This is a genomic window from Stenotrophomonas sp. ZAC14D2_NAIMI4_7, from assembly GCF_003086675.1.
In the GTDB taxonomy this organism is placed as follows: Bacteria; Pseudomonadota; Gammaproteobacteria; order Xanthomonadales; family Xanthomonadaceae; genus Stenotrophomonas.
This window is the reverse complement of record NZ_CP025995.1, coordinates 46,361-64,581: the sequence shown is the minus strand read 5'-3', so window position 1 is coordinate 64,581 and position 18,221 is coordinate 46,361. Positions and strand designations below refer to the sequence as shown.

General features: G+C 68.4%; 12 protein-coding genes. 4 read left to right on the top strand and 8 right to left on the bottom strand.

The features are described from left to right. Positions 1-29: 29 nt before the first annotated feature. From C1922_RS00245 to C1922_RS00220, 6 genes are read right to left on the bottom strand one after another with little or no spacing between them, the layout of a single operon-like run. Entirely contained in the window at positions 30-1,616 is a 1,587-nt protein-coding gene (locus C1922_RS00245) for a family 43 glycosylhydrolase (protein ID WP_108747945.1), read from the bottom strand. 28 nt (positions 1,617-1,644) lie between these two features. Then, positions 1,645-2,826 (bottom strand): pectate lyase, encoded by a 1,182-nt coding sequence (gene pelA, locus C1922_RS00240; RefSeq protein ID WP_234413407.1) that lies wholly within the window; start codon positions 2,824-2,826, stop codon positions 1,645-1,647. Continuing rightward, positions 2,799-4,082 carry a TRAP transporter large permease gene (locus C1922_RS00235; RefSeq protein WP_108747944.1) on the bottom strand — a complete coding sequence of 428 codons (1,284 nt, stop codon included), beginning with the start codon at positions 4,080-4,082 and terminating at the stop codon, positions 2,799-2,801. Before C1922_RS00235 ends, pelA begins: the two co-directional genes overlap by 28 nt. 3 nt (positions 4,083-4,085) lie before the next feature. Continuing rightward, the gene (locus C1922_RS00230; protein ID WP_108747943.1) at positions 4,086-4,622 is read right to left on the bottom strand and encodes a TRAP transporter small permease; all 537 of its coding nucleotides are present in this window, start codon (positions 4,620-4,622) and stop codon (positions 4,086-4,088) included. Positions 4,623-4,632: 10 nt separating this feature from the next. Further along, positions 4,633-5,634, bottom strand: coding sequence for a TRAP transporter substrate-binding protein (locus C1922_RS00225; protein ID WP_108747942.1), 1,002 nt, complete (start codon positions 5,632-5,634; stop codon positions 4,633-4,635). A 40-nt stretch (positions 5,635-5,674) separates the two neighbouring features. Further along, positions 5,675-6,502 carry a 2-keto-4-pentenoate hydratase gene (locus C1922_RS00220; RefSeq protein WP_108747941.1) on the bottom strand — a complete coding sequence of 276 codons (828 nt, stop codon included), beginning with the start codon at positions 6,500-6,502 and terminating at the stop codon, positions 5,675-5,677. Positions 6,503-6,657: 155 nt separating this feature from the next. Between C1922_RS00220 and C1922_RS00215 the strand changes: the two genes are divergently transcribed. From C1922_RS00215 to C1922_RS00200, 4 genes are all read left to right on the top strand, one after another. Then, a complete protein-coding gene (locus tag C1922_RS00215) occupies positions 6,658-7,692 on the top strand; it encodes an alpha/beta hydrolase (RefSeq protein ID WP_108747940.1) in 1,035 nt (344 codons plus the stop codon). Beyond that, positions 7,689-9,314: a carboxylesterase family protein gene (locus C1922_RS00210; RefSeq protein WP_108747939.1), complete on the top strand. Its 1,626-nt coding sequence runs from the start codon at positions 7,689-7,691 to the stop codon at positions 9,312-9,314. Before C1922_RS00215 ends, C1922_RS00210 begins: the two co-directional genes overlap by 4 nt. Positions 9,315-9,372: 58 nt before the next feature. After that, the gene (locus tag C1922_RS00205; RefSeq protein WP_234413528.1) at positions 9,373-10,173 is read left to right on the top strand and encodes a rhamnogalacturonan acetylesterase; all 801 of its coding nucleotides are present in this window, start codon (positions 9,373-9,375) and stop codon (positions 10,171-10,173) included. Between the two features lie 121 nt (positions 10,174-10,294). Continuing rightward, positions 10,295-10,882 (top strand): cysteine dioxygenase family protein, encoded by a 588-nt coding sequence (locus C1922_RS00200; RefSeq protein WP_108747937.1) that lies wholly within the window; start codon positions 10,295-10,297, stop codon positions 10,880-10,882. Between the two features lie 70 nt (positions 10,883-10,952). Here the strand turns inward: C1922_RS00200 and C1922_RS00195 are convergent, their stop codons facing one another. Together C1922_RS00195 and C1922_RS00190 are read right to left on the bottom strand one after the other, a co-directional pair. Next, positions 10,953-14,771, bottom strand: coding sequence for a LamG-like jellyroll fold domain-containing protein (locus C1922_RS00195; RefSeq protein WP_108747936.1), 3,819 nt, complete (start codon positions 14,769-14,771; stop codon positions 10,953-10,955). A 58-nt stretch (positions 14,772-14,829) separates the two neighbouring features. Further along, complete coding sequence (locus tag C1922_RS00190) at positions 14,830-18,012, bottom strand: TonB-dependent receptor (RefSeq protein ID WP_108747935.1); 3,183 nt, start codon at positions 18,010-18,012, stop codon at positions 14,830-14,832. Positions 18,013-18,221: the final 209 nt, after the last annotated feature.

Sequence of the window (18,221 nt, the reverse complement as noted above, 5' to 3'; positions counted from 1 at the left end):
CCGGTAAGTCTGGGGATTCCAGCGCGCGCTCAGTCCAGCGCGCGATAGCGGAAGCTGCGGAAGGTTACCGCACCGTCGCCGGCCGCATACAGCGCCGGTTTCAGTGCCAGGAACTTGCCCGCCACATTGTGATGGTAACCGGACACTTCCATCTGAACCGGGTACTTCTGCCAGCGCTGGCCGTCGGTGCTGGAGTGGATGGTGACGATGTGGCGGTTGTTGGTCATCCGCAGCCACAGCTTGCCGCCCTTTGCGCTGGGCGCCAAGCGGGTGGGGCGCTCTTCGCCGTAGCGGTGCATGATGAACTTCTCGCCGTTGCTGCCCACGCCCACGTACAGGCGGTCGCTGTAGAACAGCAGGGCGCCGCCCACCGCGCCCGGGGCGATGTCCATCTCCACCTCGAACTGGTAGGCCTTGTCGCCGGCGATGGCGGTCAGCGGCGAGCTGTCGCGCGGGGTCTCGCCCTTGCCCTGCAGCACCAGGCCCTGGCCGCTGAAGCCCAGCCGCCGGTACTCGTCCTGGGCCGGGTTGAAGAACGACCACTGCGGGCCGAGCGCCTTGCCGCGGAAGTCGTCGGACAGGGCCATGCCATGCGCGCCCACCGATTCACCGGACGGCTTGCGCAGCGGCTGGCCGAGGTCGCCCCCCTTGGCCACGAACCAGCCATCGTCGGTCCACTCGATCGGTTCCAGCAGGGCCTGCCGGCCCAGCGTCCAATAGCCGTTCTCGTAGCCGTGGTACATCATCCACCAGCGCCCGTCGGTGCCTTCGATCACCGTGGCATGGCCGCGCGACCACCAGGGTTCGGCAGCCGACTGCGTGCGCATGATCGGGTTGTTCGGTGCGTTCACCCACGGCCCATGGATCGAACGCGAGCGCGCGGTGATCACCATGTGCCCGGTGGGCGGGCCGGCAGTGCCGCCCACGGCGGTGGTCATGTAGTACCAGCCGTCGCGGAAGTGGATCTTCGGGCCTTCCTGCGCATAGGCCTCCACGTCCCAGCTTTCCGGGTATTTCCAGCCGTCGTACACGTGCTTCGGCGTGCCGACCACGCTCAGGCCGTCGTCGGCCAGCTGCACGTAGTCGCCGCCGCTCAGGAACAGGTAGCGCTTGCCGTCTTCGCCCACCGCATGGCCGGGATCGATGTAGCCGCCCAGGCCGATGTCGATCGGTTCGCTCCACGGCCCCTTGATGCTGTCGGCCCAGACCACGAAGTTGCTGCGGTGTTCGCCGGTACGGGCCGGGAAGTAGATGTAGTAGCGGCCCTGGTGCTTGACGATGTCCGGTGCCCAGATCGCGCCCACGTTGCGGGTGATCGCATGGCCCAGCGGCTGCCAGTTCACCAGGTCGCGCGAGTGCCAGATCGGCAGGCCGGGGTAGGCGTCGAACGAGGACAGGGTGAGGTAGTAGTCCTGGCCGTCCTTCAGCACCGACGGGTCGGGGCGGTCGCCGGCGAACACCGGGTTCAGGAAGGTGCCGTCGCCCAGGTCGGCCTGGCGCTGGTTCTCGATGCCGCGCTTCCACGCCGTGGACGCTGGCTGGGCCTGCGCCAGCACAGGCGCGGCCAGCAGCAGGGTGGCGGCCAACAGGGATTTCAGAGCGGTGCTGGACAGCATCGGGTTCCTCCGTGGTGCGGATGCGGGTTCAGGGGGCGCGGTGCCCGGTACGCGCGCGCCAGGCCGGCGCGTCGCGGTCAAGCAGGGCCTGCGGCCAGGTGCCGTACCAGTGGTAGCCGGTGCGGCGTTCGCGGCCCACCTGCGCATAGGTCTGCAGGCGCTGGCCCTGGCGGTCGGCCAGCACCACCGTGTTGTCGGCCAGGTCGTGGAAGCGGCCCCACAGCGGCGGCGCGCCGGGGTCGGCCAGCAGCTGCCGGTCCTGCGTGCTGCGGTGGTGGGCGAACTGTTCGGCCGGGGCATCCACGGTCTGCAGGCGCAGGCCGTGCAGGGCATTGGCCTGGAACCAGGCAAACGCGCCTTCGATGGCCTGCACCGTCTGCGGCGACGGATCGGGAATGGACATCAGGTAGCGCACCACGCCCACGCTCTCGTCGGTGACCAGCGCGGCCAGTTCGAACTTCCGCCCCGGTGCGGGCTGCAGCGTGGCGGCATCGTATTGGCCCGCCCAGATCGTGGGCTGGCCGTGCTGGCGCACCTGCAGGCGCAGCAGGCAGGCATCGCCACGCTGCACGGCGCTGGCCACCCGCGCACGCCGCGTGGCATCGACGAAGGCAAAGCGCGGCGCGGTCTGCACCTGCCGCAGCGTGGTCAGCACGCCACTGGTCACGTCGTCGGCGAAGGTGATGCGGTCGTGGTAATCGGTGCGCGCCGGCACCGAGTGCGGCCAGCCGCCACAGGTTTCGATCTGCTGGTCCAGGATGAAATCGAGGCCGCGCAGGGCTGCATCGCGGTAACGGGTGTCACCACTGCGGGCGAAGGCTTCGGCCAGGTAATCCACCTGGGTGTAGGTGGTGCGGTTGTCGAAGCTGCCGCCGGGCTCATCCTGGGCCACGCGGGCCGCCTCGCGGGCCGCGCCATCCAGCACCCGCAGCGGGTCCTGGTTCACCGGCCAGCCGCCTGAGCGGCGCTGTAGAAGCAGCAGGTTGTCGGCAATCTGCCGGTACTGCTGCGGTTGCAGCCGCGCGTAACCCTCTGCATGGCCGCTGCGCCAGTGGTTCACCCCATCGTTGAAGCTGGCCACCGGGATCGCAGGTGATGCCGGCGACGCCGGCGGCGGCCCGGCCTGGGCGGCGGCGGCCGCCATGCCCAGGCCCAGCAGCAGCGGCAGCGTGTGCCCGCGCATCATGCGCGCAGCGCGGCCGGCAGCCACAGCGACAGCTGCGGGAAGAAGGTGACGATCAGCAGCACGGCCAACGCAGCGAACCAGAACGGCCAGATGGTGCGCATGCTCTGGCCCACCGTGATCTTGCCGATGGAGGTACCAATGAACAGCACCGAGCCTACCGGCGGGGTCACCAGGCCCAGGCCACCGGTCAGCACCAGCACCAGGCCGAAGTGGATCGGGTCGATGCCATAGGCCTTGGCCACCGGCAGGAAGATCGGCGTGCAGATCAGGATCATCGGCGCCAGGTCCATGAAGGTACCCAACAGCAGCAGCATCACCACGATCATCAGCAGCACCATGAACTGGCTGTGCGCGAACGACTGCAGGAAGTCCACGGCCGCGGTCGGTACCTGCAGGTAGGCAAGCAGCCAGCCGAACACAGCGGCGGTAGCGATCACGAACAGGATCACGCCGGTGCTGCGCGCGGCGTGGATCACCGTGTCGAAGAACTCCCGCCAGCGCAGCTGCCGGTACAGCACGGTGGTCACCAGCAGGGCGTAGACCACGGCGATGGCCGCACTTTCCACCGCAGTGAAGATGCCCGCGCGGATACCGACGAAGATCAGTGCCACCAGGCCCAGGCCGGGCAGGGCGGAGACGATGCGCAGCAGCACCGCGCGCCAGCCGGGGAAGGCTTCCACGCCATAGCCACGGCGGCGAGCCACGGCGTAGCCGGTCAGCATCAGCGCCAGGGTCATCAGCAGCGCCGGAACGATGCCGGCGGCGAACAGATCGGCAATGGACAACCCGCCGCCCGCCGCGGCCGAGAACAGGATCAGGTTGTGCGACGGCGGCACCAGCAGCGCCACCAGCGCGGCGGTGATGCTGACATTCACCGCGAAGTCGCGGTCGTAGCCGCGCTTGACCATCTGCGGAATCATGGTGCCGCCGACGGCCGAGACGTCGGCGATGGCCGAGCCGGACACGCCGCCGAAGAAAAGCGAGGACAGGATCGAGACCTGGCCCAGGCCACCGCGCATGCGGCCGACCAGCGACGAGGCCAGTGCGATCAGGCGTTCGGAGATGCCGCCACGCATCATGATCTCGCCGGCGAAGATGAACAGCGGAATGGCGATCAGCGACGCCGAGCCGGTACCCGCCGAGATCTGCTGTACCAGCACGATGGTCGGAATATCCAGGTACAGCAGCGTGGCCAGCGCTGCGGCCGCCAACGCGTAGGCCACCGGCACGCCCAACAGCAGCAGCACGGCGAACACGGAGAACAGAATGGTGATGCCCATGGATCAACGATCTCCTTCAGCGTCATCGGTGCCGGTATCGGCCGCCGTCTGGTGCAGTGCCTTCCATGCACGGTTCAGCGCGAACAGCACCATCAGCGCGCCGCCCAGTGCCAGCGGCAGGTAGTTGATGCTCTGCGGCAGGTTGGCGCCGGCCGCCTTGATGTCCAGGCCGTCCAGCAGCAGGTCGGTCGACCAGAACGCGATGAAGCCGCCCAGTACCGCCACCACCAGCTGGATCAGCACATCCACGGCGCGGCGCAGGCCGGCGCCCATGTACGCGTGCAGCAGGAAGAAGCCGAAATGGCGGTTGGTATGCACGCCACAGGCGGCACCCAGGCTCATGGCGGTGGCCAGCAGCAGCAGGGTGACCGGTTCGGTCCAGCTGGGCGAATCGTTGATCACGTAGCGGGCGAACACCTGCCAGCCCTGCACCACCACCAGCCCCAGCAGGGCGGCCACGGCGCAGTAGATGGCGATGTCGGCAATGCGGTCCAGCAGGCGCTGTCCAGGCCCGGCGGCGGGCGTCGTCGTCTCGGTCATGGCAGGGTCCTCAGGCAGCGCGGATGCGATCAACCAGCGCGGCGATATCCGGCTGTTGCAGGTAGTGCTTCAGCAGTGGCTGTGCGGCCGCGCGGAATGCCGGCATGTCCACTTCGTTGGCTTTCACGCCGTAATCGAGCACGGCGCGGCGTGCGGCGCTTTCAGAGGCATCCCACTGCTCGCGCATCACCGCCACTGAAGCGCGCGCGGTGTGCAGCAGCAGTTGCCGGTCATCGGGCTGCAGTCGCTCGAAACTGGCCCGCGACATCAGCAGCACGTCCGGCGCATACGAGTGATCGCTCTGCGACCAGTAGTGCGCGGCCTCGAAGTGGCGGCTGGAGTGGAAGCTGCGCATGTTGTTCTCGGCACCATCGATCATGTGCGTTTCCATGCCCGAGAAGGTGTCGCCCAGCGACATCGGCGTGGGGTTGGCCCCGAGCAGGCGCATCAGCTGGATGAAGATGTCCGACGAGGCCACGCGCAGCTTCAGGCCGTGCAGATCCTTCGGTGCCACGATCGGGTGCTTGGTGTTGTAGAAGCAGCGCGCGCCCGAATCGTAGATCGCCAGGCCGACCAGGTCGCGGCTCTCGAAACCGCGCAGCACGGCCTCGGCCACGCCATCGTCCAGCGCGGCACGCTGGTGCGCCACCGACTTGAACACGTAAGGCAGGCACAGCGCCTGGGTCAGCGGGAAGGCGTTGTTCAGCGCACCGGCGTACACGCGGGTGATGTCGATGGCGCCGAAGCGGGCCATGTCGATCGCTTCCGACTCGCGGCCGAGCTGGCCCGAGTGGTACTGGCGCAGGCGCAGGCGGCCGTTGGTTTCGCGCTGCAGCGTCTCACCGATCCACTTCACCGCAGTCACGGTGGGGTAGTCGGCGACGTGCACGTCGGTAGCGGTCAGCAGGGCGCCGCCGTCCACGCTGCCCGCCGGCCCACGGCCGCAGGCGGCGAGCATCGGCGTGGCCAGGGCAGCAGCACCGCCGGCCAGGAAATTACGTCGTGTGATCATCTGCGCCCTCCCGCGCGTGTTCACTGGGGCGTGCTGGCGGTTACCCGGCCGGCACGGCCCTGCAGGCAATGTCGCCGAAGCCGGCGAAACGCACCAGCGCGGTCTGCCCGGCGGTGATGTCATGGATGCCGGTCGCGTTGCCGGTGGCGATCAGGTCGCCCTTGCGCAGCGGTCGGCCACGCAGCGCCGAACGGGACAGCGCGAAGGCGTAGGCCGCGCGCAGCCCGCCCGGCAGGCGGGTGGCACCACCGGTGCCGACCACTTCGCCTTCGATCAGCGTTTCGGCGCGCAGTGCGGTTTCATCGCGCGTGGTCCAGTCCACGATCTCCGGGCCCAGCACCAGCCCGTTGTTGTTGCCGAAGTCGGATACCACCACGCGCGGGCCCAGTTCGTTGATCGTGGCCAGCGGGCTGCTGGCCACTTCCACGCCGATGTATAGGCGGGCGGGCAGGGCTTCGGCCTGCTCGGGCGTCCACTGCACCTGTGCGGCCGGAGCGTCCTCCAACAGCTCCAGCACGTACTCGGCTTCGACCGCAGCGAAGCCGCCGACGAAGATCGGAATGTCGGTTGTTCCACCGGTAGCATTTTTCAGCTGACGGGAAAAAACCGGGCCCAGCAGGCGCTCGTCCCCGGACCCATCGCGGCGCTCGGCGGCGATGTAGCCCACTTTCCAGCCCACCACCTGGTCATCCCAAGCGGCAATGGCCAGGTCCTGTACCTGGTAGGCACTGACCAGGTCGGCGGGGATATCGCCCGGGAATGCGGGCAGGGCCTGCCCGGCGCGGCGCGCCGTGGTGAAGGCGTGGGCGATCGCGGCCGCATCGTCCGGCGGCGGCGTCTGCCCGTGTGTGCCGTGTTCGTTGCTCAAGAACGGTCTCCCTGTGTTTGTTGCACTGCCCATCGACAGCGTCTGCAGGAGGTGTATATGGTAAACCGGTGTCATCGTGCAAGCCGCAGCGCATCAAGTGCACCGGACCTTGCCTGGGGGCACGCTGTTCCCTGCCTTCGGAGCCCTTGCCTGCCATGCGTCTGCGTCCTGTAGTGCTGTTGTTGTGCGGTCTTCTGCTGGCCACGCCATTGAGCGGTGGCGCCACGCCACTGCGCGAGGGCGAACGGCCCGGTCAGGAGCTGGCAGGCGAACAGATCGCGCTGTGGCCGGCCGGGCAGGTGCCCGGCGAACACGGGGCAGCCGGACCGGCGCGGGTGGTCGAGCGCAGCCGCGACCCGGCGCAGCCCGACCGCTACGTCGACCAGGTGGACGCGCCGTACCTGCTGGTGCACACCCCCGCACGCAGCAACGGCCGTGCCCTGCTGGTGATTCCCGGCGGCGGCTACCAGCGCGTGGTGATCGACAAGGAAGACAGTGCCTTGCTGCCGGAGTGGGTGGACCGCGCGGGCTACACGCTGTTCGTGCTGCGTTACCGCCTGCCGCAGCCCGGCCGCGACCGCCAGGCCGCGCTGGCCGATGCACAACGTGCGATGCGCGTGGTGCGGGCACAGGCGGCCCGGCGCGGGATGGATGCGCAGAGCGTCTCGGTGATGGGCTTTTCCGCCGGCGGCCACGTGGCGGCACGGCTGGCCACCGGCTTCGATGTTCCGGCCTATCCGGCGCGCGATGCCATCGACCAGCTGAGCGCGCGCCCGGAACGGGCGGTGCTGGTGTATCCGGTCATCGACATGGGCGCGCACGCACACAGCGGTTCGCGCAAGCGCCTGCTGGGCGGACATCCGGATCCGGCACTGGCAGCGCAGTATTCGATGCAGCAGCAGGTGCGCGCGGACATGCCGCCCACCCTGCTGGTGCATGCCAGCGACGATGCCGTGGTGAGCGTGCACAACAGCGCGCTGATGGCGCAGGCACTGGCGGCGGCCGGGGTGGAGCACGAACTGCATCTGTTCGCGCACGGTGGGCATGGTTTCGGCATGCGGGTTGCGCCCGGTTCCACGCTGGCGCTGTGGCCGGCGCTGGCGCAGGCGTGGCTGGCGGCGGGTGAGACGGGGGTGGGCTCAGAGCCCCTCTCCGGTGGAAAGGGGATCCGACCCCGGGGTAGCCGATGAACACCGCGCCGAACGATCTGCAGCGCCGCCGTTTCCTGCGCGACAGTGCGCGCTGGGCGCTGGCCACGGCAACGGTGGCAGCGCTGCCTGCCGCGCTGGCGGCAGCCGGCCCACGCGCAGATACGCAGGTCGTGGCGCGGGTGCGTGGCGGCCGCGTGCGCGGCCAGCGCGAACACGGCGTGCATGTGTTCCGTGGCCTGCGCTACGGCGCCGACACCCGCGCCTACCGCTTCCAGCCGCCGCGCCCCGAGGCGCCGTGGCGCGGCATTGCCGATGCACTGGAATACGGTGCGGCAGCACCGCAGGGCGGCGGTGAAGGCCCGGGCAGCGAGGACTGCCTGTTCCTCAACGTATGGACCCCGGCGCTGAACGACGGCGCGCGCCGTCCGGTGCTGGTCTACATACACGGCGGCGGTTTCAACAACGGCTCGGGCAGCGACCCGCTGTACGACGGCAGTGCGTTGTGCCGGCGCGGCGATGTGGTGGTGGTCACCCTGAACCACCGATTGAATACCTTCGGCTATCTGTACCTGGGCGCGCTGGGCGATCCGCGCTACGCGATGTCCGGCAACGTGGGCCAGCTGGATCTGGTGCAGGCCCTGCACTGGGTGCGTGCGCATGCGGCCGTATTTGGCGGCGACGCCGACAACATCACGGTGTTCGGCCAGTCCGGGGGCGGCGCCAAGATCGCCACGCTGATGGCCATGCCCGCCGCGCGCGGCCTGTTCCAGCGCGCCTGGACCATGAGCGGACAACAGGTGACCGCAGCCGGCCCGCGCGCAGCGGCGCAGCGCGCGGCGCTGGCCATGCAGAGCGTAGGCGCGGCGGACATGACGGCGCTGCTGCGCCTGCCGACGGCCGACCTGCTTGCAGCCACCCGGGCCCGCGATCCGTCGCGGGTGGAAGACACCGCGCTGTACTTCGGCCCGGTGCTGGACGAGGTGGTACTGCCGGTGCATCCGTTCTGGCCGCAGGCGCCGGCACAGTCGGCGGCCATCCCGATGGTGATCGGCAACACCCGCGACGAGACCCGCGCGTTCCTGGGCAATGACCCGGCCAACTTCGCACTGGACTGGAACACCCTGCCAGCGCAGCTGGAAAGACAGCAGTTCGTCGATCTGCTGCCGTCGGTGGTGATCGAGCACTACCGCCGCCTCTATCCGCACTACACGGCGTCGGAGGTGTTCTTCGCCGCGACCACCGCTGGCCGCTCGTGGCGCGGCGCGGTGGAAGAACTGGAGGCGCGTGCACGGCAGCCGGCCGCTGCGGCGCCCACCTGGGCCTACCAGCTGGACTGGCCCTCGCCGGTGGAAGACGGTCGCCTGCGCGCCTTCCACACCCTGGATATCCCGCTGGTGTTCGACAACGCCGGCCTGCCCAGCGCGCGCACCGGCGGCAGCGGCGAGGCGCGCGCACTGGCGGCGCGCATGAGCGATGCGCTGATCGCCTTTGCCCGCCACGGTGATCCCAACCATGCCGGTCTGCCGGCATGGGCGCCGTACACCCTGCCGCAGCGGCGCACCATGCTGTTCGACGTGCACAGCCGCGGCGCCGATGACCCGCGTGGTGGCGAGCGCGAGCTCTACCAGCGCGTGCCTTTCCTGCAACGAGGAACTGCCTGAGATGCGCTTTCTGACTGTCCTGCTGGCGCTGATGGCGGCCGGCACCGCGCAGGCCGCGATGGATCCTTCGATCAGTGACCGCCCACCGCCCACGCCGATCCGCGCCAGCAAGATCGTGCTGGTCGGCGATTCCACCACGGCGGTGCAGGGGGGCTGGGGACCGCGCTTCTGCGCCGACCATGTGACCTCGTTCGCGGCCTGCCTGAACCTGGCGCGTGGCGGCCGCAGTACGTACAACTATCGTGCCGAAGGTTCGTGGGCGCTGGTCGAGGCGGAAATGCGCACGCCGGGCTACGCCGCCACCTGGGTGCTGATCCAGTTCGGCCACAACGACCAGCCGGGCAAGCCGGGGCGGTCCACCGATCTGCAGCATGAGTTCCCCGACAACCTGCGGCGCTACGTGCTGCAGGTACGCGCCGCCGGTGCCCAGCCGGTACTGCTGACCCCGCTCACCCGCCGCCAGTTCGTTGATGGGGCGCTGGTGGATGACCTGGCGCCATGGGCCGACAGCGTGCGCGCGGTTGCGCGCGAACTGCAGGTGCCACTGGTGGACCTGCATGCGCGCAGCCGCTCCCTGGTGCAGGCGCTGGGGCCAGTGCCGGCCATGCAGTTGGCGCAGGCACCGGCCAGCCAGGTGCAGGTGGCCAGCGCGCTGGGCGGCACCACGGTCGGCGCCACCCCCGCTGCGGCCGGTGCAACTGCGGCGGCGCAGAACGCCGCGCTGGAACCGATGGGGCAGGCCAAGCGGGCCTTCGATTACACCCACCTGGGCGCGGACGGCGCAGCGGTGTTCGCCAGCCTGGTGGCGACCGAACTGGCCCGCGAGGTGCCGGCGCTGCGTCCGTTGCTGTTGCCATGATGTCGTAATTGGCCCGCCATTTTCGTTGATGTTCGGCGATAACTGTCGCAATCGGCTCCATCACAGTGACCGCAGCAGGATGACAACATTCTGTTAACCCCGCTCGCCTAGACTGGCCGACATGGGAGAGCGATTCACACCACTGCCGTTTGCGGGCCGGGAGCGCCTGCTTGCGGCCATCGACGGCGCCGTCTGCCTGGCCGATCCGCGCGCGATCACCGGCGCCCTGCAGCGCGTGCTGCGCGAGGCCATCGCCGATCCACAGATCCAGTTGCCGCCGTGTGTACGCCGCCCGGTGGACGGCCACTACGCCCGTCGCGAACTGCACCGCAGCCCGACCCTGGGCTACAGCGTCATCGCCATGTGCTGGGGGCCGGGGCAGGGCACGCCGCTGCACGACCACGATGCCATGTGGTGCGTGGAAGGGGTCTGGCAGGGCGAATTGATTGTTACCCCGTATGCGCTGCTGGAACGCCAGGGCGAACGCCACCGCTTCGCCGCGCAGGAAGCGCTGTACGGCTGTCGCGGCAGCGCCGGCAGCCTGATTCCACCGCACGAGTACCACACGCTGTGCAACGCCAGCGATGACGACGTGGCCGTGTCGGTACACGTGTACCAAGGCGTGATGGAACGCAGCGCCGTGTTTGATCCGCTGGGCGACGGCTGGTACCAGCGCCGGGTGAAGATGATGGAGACCGACGCGGCCTGACCGCGTGCCGGCGGGCAAGGCACGTCGGCCACGTTGTTCAACGCCAAGGCGTTGCCGCGTCCGTGCCCCCTCAACGCGGCACGTCGGCCACGTTGTTCAACCGGGTCACTTCCTCGCCACCATCGGCCAGGGCCACGCGCACGCGCAGGCCGCTGCGGTCGCCGGCCGGCAGCGGCAACGACACCACCACCGTCTTCGGCTGCAGCTCGGCCGGGGCAGCCATGGCCGGCACCTCGCTGCGCGCGATCTCGCGGCCACGCGCATCTTCCAGCACCGCCACGCCCACGCCGCTGCCCACATGGCCAAGGCTGTGCACGGTCACGTGTACCTGGCGCCCGTCCACGCGCAGATCGCCGCGGCCGATGCCCAGGTCCGGGCGGGTTTCCACCGGCGTACCCGCGCTCACCCGCTCGAACTCGAAGATCTCGGTGCGGCCGGGGCGGAACTGCATCGGCACCGCAGCGCTGGTTTCCAACTGCACGGTGCGCTCGCGCGGGCTGCCGTCGATGCGTCCATCGCCATCGGCGTCCACCCCACTGCGCACGCGCCAAGTGCCGCTGGCCACGTTCCAGCCGGTCATGTCCGCAGCGATGGTGCGGCTGCCCAGGGTGTAGCTGGTCACCGTGAAGCGCTCGCGCGATGGCGCATGCACCAGCAGGGCGACCTGCTCGGCGGCGTCGTCGCGGTCGAAGCGCCAGCTCACGGTGTGTCCGGGCCAGCTCTGGTTGCGCTTCAGCGCGATGCCGCCCAGGCGCGCACGCTGCAGGAACTCGCTGGGCGCTTCCACCCGGTCGGACCACCAATGGCCTTCGGTGTTCATGTATTCGCGCTGCGCCTTGGCCTGTACACCGTCGGCATGCAGTGCGTCGATGTACTGCAGGTCGCCGGTGGCCTGCCAGGCCATCAGGCTGGCGAAGCCGGTCTTGCCGGCCTTGGCATCGGCGGTCAGCTGCGGGTACCAGTCCTGCTGGCGGCCCAGCACTTCCACGTAGTTCTCGCCCAGGTTGGCCAGCGCACCCGGCCCGCCGCGCGCCACGCGGTAGTCCAGCGCCTGCAGGTACTTCGCATCGCCGGTCCAGCGCCAGGCGGCCCAGAACGTATGCATGATGTCGCCGCTGCCGGAACCGTTGTTCAGTTCGCCGCCGCGGGTGGCGCCGGTGGCCCAGTTGATTTCGTTGGGCAGGGTGAAGCGGCCCTTGTCGTCGCGGCCGGCGTGGGCCAGGTAGCCGTCGGCCAGGCCGATCACCAGCTTGCGACCGGTCGGATCGGCGTTGTACTGGCCGAGCAGGAACGCCGGGTGCAGCACCGGGAACGAATACGGCTTCTGCCACTGCCAGTTCGGTTCGCGGTAGACCTTGTTGCCGCCGAACCAGTTGCTGGAAAACAGCAGGTGGCCCTGCGGATTGCGCAGGATGATGCGTTCGTCGAACGCCTTCACTGTTTCCATCAGCCGCTCCACCGTCAGCGGGTCGCCCCAGTTGAGGTAGAGCATGGCGCTGTTGGTATTGATGCCTTCCTCGTAGGAATGCAGTTCGTCGGTTTCGATGGTGCTCAGGCCGTTGCTGAACATGCCATTGCGGTACACCGCATCGGACAAGGCGGTGAGCGAAGCGTTCAGGCGGTCCGGCTGCACGCCCATCAGGGCCAGGCCCGGCCACTGCTGGGTCAGGTCGGAATCGTCGGAGATGCCGCCGCCGAAATCGCCGTAGGCCACCTGGCGTTCGTCGATCCACCAGTCCACGAAGCGGCGCACGTGGGCCAGGTCCTGCAGCTGGTGGAACGCCCAGGCGGGCACGCCCTTGGGCACCTGCGGTGCATCGAAGGGCGGACGACCCTGGCTGTTGTAGCTGATGTAGTTCCAGTACAGCCGGCCCAGTTCGTGGTCGGGGTCGACCCGCAGCAGATCGCTCAGGTCGGCGTACACACGCGCGTACAGGCGCTGGCGCTTGGACGTGGTGTGTTCTTCCACCAGGAAGCCCCAGTTGTCACGCACCTGGTTGAAGCGGTCGGCCACGTGTTCCTTCAGCGCTTCGGCGCGCGGCTTGAACACCAGGCGGATCTGCGCGCCGTCCAGCGCGGCGGCATCGAAGCCCGGCGCGGCCGAGGCGATGCTCAGCCACAGGCTGTCGGGGGTCAGGATGCGGTCGCGCAGGTCCAGCCATAGCGTGCGCTTCTGCCCGCGCTGCACCGACACCGAGACATCGATCATGTCGCGTGCCGGCCAGATCGGATCCTTGATGCGGATGTTCAGCGGAATCAGGCCGTCCTGCGTGGCCGGCAGATCCAGCGCGGGCAGGTCGATGGCCACGCCATCCAGGCCGTCGTGCATGTTTTCCCAGCTGTAGGCCCAGCTGCGGATCAACGGCTGGTTGGCCGGCGCATCGCCCACGCCGGAGGGAATGAGCACGTGCACGATCGGGCGCGGCTGCGCCGGCAGCGTGTCGGCGCCGCGGCGGCGTGAACCAGCGCCCTTGGGCAGGGCCATGACCGTGCTGCGCTCGGCGGCCGGGTAGCGACCGTCGATGTAGCGGCGCAGCGCGTCCAGGTTGGTGTAGTCGGGCAGGGCCTGGCTGTCGATGATGTAGGTCTGCTTCACCGTGCCTTCGGGCTCGGCGCCCTCGCTCACGTGGTAGGCCCAGATTTCCTGGATCGGCGTTTCTTGTTCCACGTTGCTGAAGCGCAGCACGCCGCCGGACTGCGCGGGAATGTCCTGCACGCTGCGCACCACGCCCTGTGTGCGCGTGGCCAGCACCTGCGTGGCATGTTCGGCATCGGCGCCGTGGGCCAGGGTGCCGAAGGCCGCGCCGCGGATCTCCACCCGGTTCACCGTTTCGCCCACCGGCAGGGTCAGGTCCAGGTGCTGGCCACTTTCGACGTAGGTGTTCCAGTCCGGCAACTGGAAGTAGTCGTTGCGGCCGGGCAGGCGCGAACGGTTGTAGACACCGGGCCAGGTGGTCTCGGCGATGCCATCGGTGGCTTTCCACATCCACGCTTTGAGGTCGCGGGTGTCGGCGAACTCGATCTTGCGGATGCGCGTGCCCGCCGCCGACAGTGCAGGCGGGGCGGCGCCTTCCCAACCGAAGCGATGGCGCCACGCGCGTTCGTCGGTCGCCGTCGCCACCGCGCTGGCCGGCGCCTGGCCGCGTGCCAGTGCGGCCACGGCGGGCCCATCCAGCATGCGGTCGTACACGCGGATGTGCTGGAAATCGCTGCCGCGCAGGAAGTTGTAGCGGCTCTGCACCTGGTAGGGCGCCATCACCCGCCCGGCCAGACCCAGCTGGTCCAGCGCGGCATCGAAATCACCGGTGGCCTGCATGCGTGCCACCTCGCGCCCATTCACGAACAGGCGCACGCCCTGGTCCTCGTCCCAGGCGAAGGCCAGGTGCAGCCACTGGTCCGGCCGCGGCGGTGTGTCCATGCGGAACGACACGCGGCTGCGTGCCAGGTTGGCATCGGTCACGAACGCATCGAAACCGTGGCCGTTCCAGTCGATGCGCAGCCAGGCCATGTCCCAGCTGCTGTGGTCGGCATAGCCCACGCGGAAGATCACGAACGGTGCTTCGCCCACCGCATAACGCGGGCGCCAGTCGAAGGCCAGGGTGCCGCGCTGGGCCTGGATGTTGCCGGGTGCATCCCAGGCCAGCACGCCATCGTCTTCCCACTGGATCGCCTTGCCGCGTGCGCCGTCGTCCACCACCGCAGCCTTGTCGCGGAAGTTCGGCACCGCCTCGCCCTGCGCCGTCACCGCGGTCAGCCCCTGGTTGGCGTCCACGTGGAACAGCAGCGTGGGCGGTGCGGCGGCGCCCGCAGGCAGGGCGCTGGCCAGCAGCAGCGCGGCCACCAGCAGGCGGCGGCGCGGACGGGACGAAGCAGAAGCGGTGCGGTGCATGGAACCTTCCTTTCAGCAGCATTCGACGGTGCAGCGGTACGGCAGGGCAGGCAGGGGCTCAGAACTTGTAGCGCAGCCCCAGGTAGTACTGGCGACCGGTATGGGTGTAGCGGTCGGGCAGGGACAGGGCCGAGTCCACGTAACGCTCATCGGCGCTGTCCAGCAGGTTGATCGCCTCGAAGCTGACGGTCAGCTGCTTGTTGAACTTCCAAGACATGTTGAAATCCACGTTCTCCACGCTGTACTTGCCGGTCACGTCGGCCGTGGCGTACTGGTTGCCGTCCAGGTCCCAGACGTTTTCCTGGGTCAGGATCTGGTTGATGTAGGCGTCGCGGTAGCTGGTGGAAACACGTGCACTGAAGCGCCCGTCGTCGTAGTACAGGGTGGCGTTGTACGAGTTCGGCGACAGGTTCAGCAGGTCGTTCTCGGTATAGGTGGTGACGATGGTGTCGCCGCTGCCGGAGCTGAAGAGATACTTGATCTTCGAATCCACGTGGGTGTAGTTCAGCTGGATGCCGAAGTTCTTCCAGAAGCCCTGCAGGAAGCTGAAGGGCTGCTGGTAGGTCAGCTCGTAGCCCTTCAACGGGCCGCCCGGCGTGTTGAAGTAGCTCTGCACGTTGAACAGCGAATTTGGACTGAAACCGGCCGGCAGCAGGTCCAGCGAATAGCCCATGTCCTGCCAGGTGGTCAGCAGGCGGGTGCGCTGCACGTAGGTCTCGATATCCTTGTAGAACACCGCCGCCGACAGCAGCGCGCCTTCCTGGAAGTACCACTCCGCACTCAGGTCGTAGTTGGTGGAGCGGAACGGATCGAGCTTGGGGTTGCCCAGGTTGATCGAGTAGTAGCGGTCTTCATCGACGAACGCGGTCGGGCCACCGCTGACGCTGGGCGACAGGTTGGACAGGGTGGGCCGGGCCATGGTCTTGGCCGCGCCGAAGCGCAGCACGAAGGTATCGGTCAGGTCCCACGCCAGGTTCAGCGACGGCAGCCAGTCATCGTAGCGGTGGCCGACGGTGGTGCCGACCAGCAGGCGCTCGCCGGCATCGGCGGTGGCGCTGGCCACGCCCAGGAACGGCTCGCATTGCGACGACAGGTCGTTGCTGTTGGCGGCCTGGCAGGGCGCATAGCCGCTGGCATCGATCTGCGTGCGCACGTAGCGCAGGCCCAGGTTGCCGCGGAACGGCCGGTCCCACAGTTCGGTGTTGAAATCGAGCTGCAGGTAGCTGGCGTAGCTCTTCTCGGTCACGTCGAAGTTGTTGTTCGATGCGCCGTAGTGGCCCACGCCGGCCAGCCGGTAGTCGCCGCCCAGGGTGCCGGTGTTGCAGTTGCAGTAGATATCCAGCAGTTCGGCGATGCGGCTGAAATCGGGAATCAACCACCCGTTCGGCGTGTTGCCGTCCAGGCCCTTGCCGAAGCCGTCCAGGGTGGTGGACAGATCGCCCACGCCTACGCCGCTGGGCAGCGCCTGCGACATGCGCCCGTAACTGATGTTGCGGTATTCCTGCGTGCTCATGCCGTAGTCCTTGTAGGCCAGGCCGCCGCGCAGGGTGAAAGTGGGCGAGATGTTGAAGGTCAGGTCGACCTTGGCGGTGTCGAAGCTGTTGTCGACGTACTGCGGGTTCAGCCGCACTTCGCTGATGTTGCCGCCGCGCGCGGTGCCGTTGGCATTCACCGGCGCGGTGCCATAGCCCAGCCACTGCCACGATGCGGCATCGCCCAGCGCGAACGGGAAGGTCATCGAGGGCATGCTGGCGCCGTTGCGCATGTCCAGCACGAAGCCATCCAGGTTGCTGTTGTCGAAGCTGACCATGGAGAACACGGGGCGTTCGAAGCTGGACGAGGAATGGCCGACCAGCGCATCCAGGCGCACTGCGTCGTTGAAGCGGTGTTCGAAGTTCAGGCTGGCCTGCTTGAACTCGGTGGTCTCTTCGATCGAGGTTGATTCGGTGCGGAAATCCACGTTGTCGAAGACGCCGTAGACCAGGCGGTTCTGCGCATCCACCTGCGCCTCGCGCACGGCGATCTGGGTCTTGCCGCCGTACTGCGCGGTGCGATGCAGGTTGGCGCCCAGCGAATCCTCGCGCTGGTCCTTGTCCAGGCGGGAGTACATCAGGTCCAGGTTCAGCAGGCTGTCGGGGCTGAAGCGGAACTGCAGCGCGCCGGTCACGCCCAGCCGTTCGATCTCGTGTTCGGTGCGTACGTAGCGCGGGTAGCGGGGAATCCACGCATTGGTCGCGGTCTCGTAGGCGGCGATGTTTTCGGCCGTGGCCGCCGGCCGGTCGATGCCGGTGCCGCAGTGGGTGGCATCGATGCCGTAGCTGCCCCAGCCGTTGTTGCGCGCCTGGTTGGCGGCGCTGCCCACGCCCTGCGCGGTTTCATTGCTGGCCGGGTTGCGCGGCGTCTGCGGGTCGTAGCCCACCGGGCTGCAGAAACCGTAGGTGCCGTTGTTGGCGGCGGTGGACTGGTTGGAGTTGCGGTAGTTGCCGTGTTCCCAACGGACCGGGTTGTAGCCTTCCTCGAAGATGGTGCGCTTGCTCCACGCCACCGACATCAGCGCACCGAAGCGGCCGTCGGCCCAGGTGTTGCTCAGCAGCGCCGATACGCGCGGGTCCTTGCTGCGCGACAGTTCGTTGAAGCCGTACTGGCCGTTGAGCGAGGCCTGGAAGCCTTCGAAGTCGAACGGTCGCGAGGCGCGCAGATCGACGGTAGCACCCAGCGAGCCTTCATCCATCTGCGCCGACTGGGTCTTGTTCACCTTGACCCGGCTGAACAGTTCCGAGGCGAAGGTATTGAAGTCGAAGCCGCGGCTGCGGTTCACCCCGGTGGTGCCGCTGCCGGCGGTGGACAGGGCTTCCAGGCCATTGATGCGCACGCGGGTGAAATCCGACCCCAGGCCGCGCACGGAAATCTGCTGGCCTTCGCCGCCTTCGCGGTCGATCGACACGCCGGCAATGCGCTGCATCGATTCGGCCAGGTTCAGATCGGGGAACTTGCCGATGTCCTCGGCGTAGATCGCATCGACCTGCTCGACGCTGTAGCGCTTCTCATCCAACGACTGCTGCAGGCTTTCGCGGTAGGTGGCCTTTACTTCCACCTTGTCCAGGTCGACCGCATCGGGTGCGGACGCGGCCGCTTCCGGGGTCTGCTGGGCATGGGCGGCCTGGCACAGCACCAGGCCGATCGACAGGGCAAGCACGGCGCGCGGCGCGCGGCCGCGATGAAGCGCGAGCGACGAATCCATCTGAAATCCCCTCCCAGGGTGTCCTCAAGCGTTGCAGGTGCGTTGCTGCGTTCGTGCCGGCCTCCTCCGGCACGACGCGGGTGCAACGACGTGCTGACACCGCGGGTCATGCGTGAACGTAACAAAGCACGTGGGACGCGGCATCTTGCGCCGCAGCAGTACGCCGCAGCCGTATGTCGTTGCACGGGAATGCGGCGGCGTGCGCACAC

Coding starts and splice junctions, on each gene's coding strand:
- C1922_RS00245 (WP_108747945.1), bottom strand. CDS start 1,616: ATGCTGTCCAGCACCGCTCTGAAATCCCTGTTGGCCGCCACCCTGCTG.
- C1922_RS00235 (WP_108747944.1), bottom strand. CDS start 4,082: ATGGGCATCACCATTCTGTTCTCCGTGTTCGCCGTGCTGCTGCTGTTG.
- C1922_RS00230 (WP_108747943.1), bottom strand. CDS start 4,622: ATGACCGAGACGACGACGCCCGCCGCCGGGCCTGGACAGCGCCTGCTG.
- C1922_RS00225 (WP_108747942.1), bottom strand. CDS start 5,634: ATGATCACACGACGTAATTTCCTGGCCGGCGGTGCTGCTGCCCTGGCC.
- C1922_RS00215 (WP_108747940.1), top strand. CDS start 6,658: ATGCGTCTGCGTCCTGTAGTGCTGTTGTTGTGCGGTCTTCTGCTGGCC.
- C1922_RS00210 (WP_108747939.1), top strand. CDS start 7,689: ATGAACACCGCGCCGAACGATCTGCAGCGCCGCCGTTTCCTGCGCGAC.
- C1922_RS00205 (WP_234413528.1), top strand. CDS start 9,373: ATGGATCCTTCGATCAGTGACCGCCCACCGCCCACGCCGATCCGCGCC.
- C1922_RS00200 (WP_108747937.1), top strand. CDS start 10,295: ATGGGAGAGCGATTCACACCACTGCCGTTTGCGGGCCGGGAGCGCCTG.
- C1922_RS00195 (WP_108747936.1), bottom strand. CDS start 14,771: ATGCACCGCACCGCTTCTGCTTCGTCCCGTCCGCGCCGCCGCCTGCTG.
- C1922_RS00190 (WP_108747935.1), bottom strand. CDS start 18,012: ATGGATTCGTCGCTCGCGCTTCATCGCGGCCGCGCGCCGCGCGCCGTG.